We start from the raw sequence: 1372 nt of genomic DNA, 5'->3' as shown, positions 1-1372 counted from the left end.
GGGGTTAAGTAAAGAAACGTGGGTCTTATCCGCGCGTGTCATCGGCGTGGCGTGGATTATTTTGAGCGTCCTGCCCATCCTTTCCTGATGCCGAATCCGTTCTCGTAGGCGTTGATGCCGGTGGCGGGCAGTTGCACCGCGGTCAGGGTGCCGGGCGTCGGTCCGTCGTCCTCGACCGGCTCCTTTCCGAACCTCTTCCAGTGCGCGGGGGCGACGAACGATTCCGGGTCGGGATGCTCGGTGAGCATGTAGACCGCCCATTCGCAGCAGCGCTTCATATGCGCCTCCGACAGTCCCCGGTGATGGTCGAGCATGCGTTTGACGATGGCGTTGACCCCGCCCTCCAACTGGTTCGTGGTCGACGGCAGCGAATCGCCGTCCCTGACGATGTCGGGGTCGCAGAACGCGAACAGCATCCCATCCCGGTTGAGTTTGACCAATCGGAAGTAGGCGCGGCGCAGGCGTTCGTGCGTCCACCACCACTTGCGCCCGTTCGCGCGCATGGGATCCTGTTTGGCGGTGGTGCGCTCCTTGAGATAGGAGCCGTGCTCCGCGTGCCATGCGTTGAGATCCTTCAGCCATATGGCGGCCCCGTCGGCGGTCCTCACCTTGGTGAGCCCGCGGGCGAGCCTGAGCAGCGCCTTCCCCGCCTCGCTCTTGGGTTTGTTCGTCAGGTCGACGCGCGTGTTGCGCAATACGTGCACGAGGCAGCGCTGCACGCGGACTCCCCTCCACCGGGCCTCGACGGCCGCCAGGCATCCCCGCCCGCCGTCGCACACCAACAATCCCGGCCTGTTCAAGCGCCCGAAAAGCTGCCGGTAGGCGGCCGTCGTCTCCGTGGAGCACCACTGCCACTTCACGGGCCGCCCGTCGTCGCCGGTCAGGACCAGCAGGCACCAGCCGTACGGCACATACGTGCCGTCCGCCATCACATACCGATGGGAACGGGAGACGGAAGGAAGCGACGGCTCCACGTTCCAGCACCACGCGATCCTGGCCGCGAACGCCTGTCGCGTGGTTCCGAGCATCGCCGCGGCCTCGCTCATCGACCGCTTGCCCGTGACCCACGCGATGAACGCGCGGAACTCCGCCATACGCGTCCGATCCTCCCGTTTCGCGGTCAGGCTCAAGCGGCATGCATCACACTTCCATCGTTGCGCCCCGGCCTTCGTGAACCCCTTCTTGCGCATCGGTTCGGCGCACACCGGGCACTTCCTCGCCCTCGGAGACTTGTTCCTGCTCATGGAACAAGCCAACACGAAAAGTCAAACACCCCGCCCGATTAACGCCCGGACTGTTAATCACACCCCGACACGCAAGACAGGAGAACACCTCACCCCGAATTTAAGACCCACGTTTCTTTACTTAACCC

The 1372-nt window shown here is 64.4% G+C and carries 1 protein-coding gene; it reads right to left on the bottom strand.

Features of this window, described 5'->3' with window-relative positions; all coding sequences use genetic code 11:
- Window positions 1-56 precede the first annotated feature (56 nt).
- Complete coding sequence (locus GFD21_RS10890) at window positions 57-1244, bottom strand: IS1249 family transposase (RefSeq protein ID WP_163197995.1); 1188 nt, start codon at window positions 1242-1244, stop codon at window positions 57-59.
- Window positions 1245-1372: the final 128 nt, after the last annotated feature.

This window comes from Bifidobacterium platyrrhinorum, assembly GCF_010667645.1.
GTDB classification, from domain to species: domain Bacteria; phylum Actinomycetota; class Actinomycetes; order Actinomycetales; family Bifidobacteriaceae; genus Bifidobacterium; species Bifidobacterium platyrrhinorum.
Note: the sequence above shows the minus strand (reverse complement) of the source record. Positions and strands in the feature narration are given on the sequence as shown.

Excerpts from the sequence above, each read along its gene's own strand:
- GFD21_RS10890 (WP_163197995.1), bottom strand. The coding sequence starts at position 1,244 with ATGAGCAGGAACAAGTCTCCGAGGGCGAGGAAGTGCCCGGTGTGCGCC.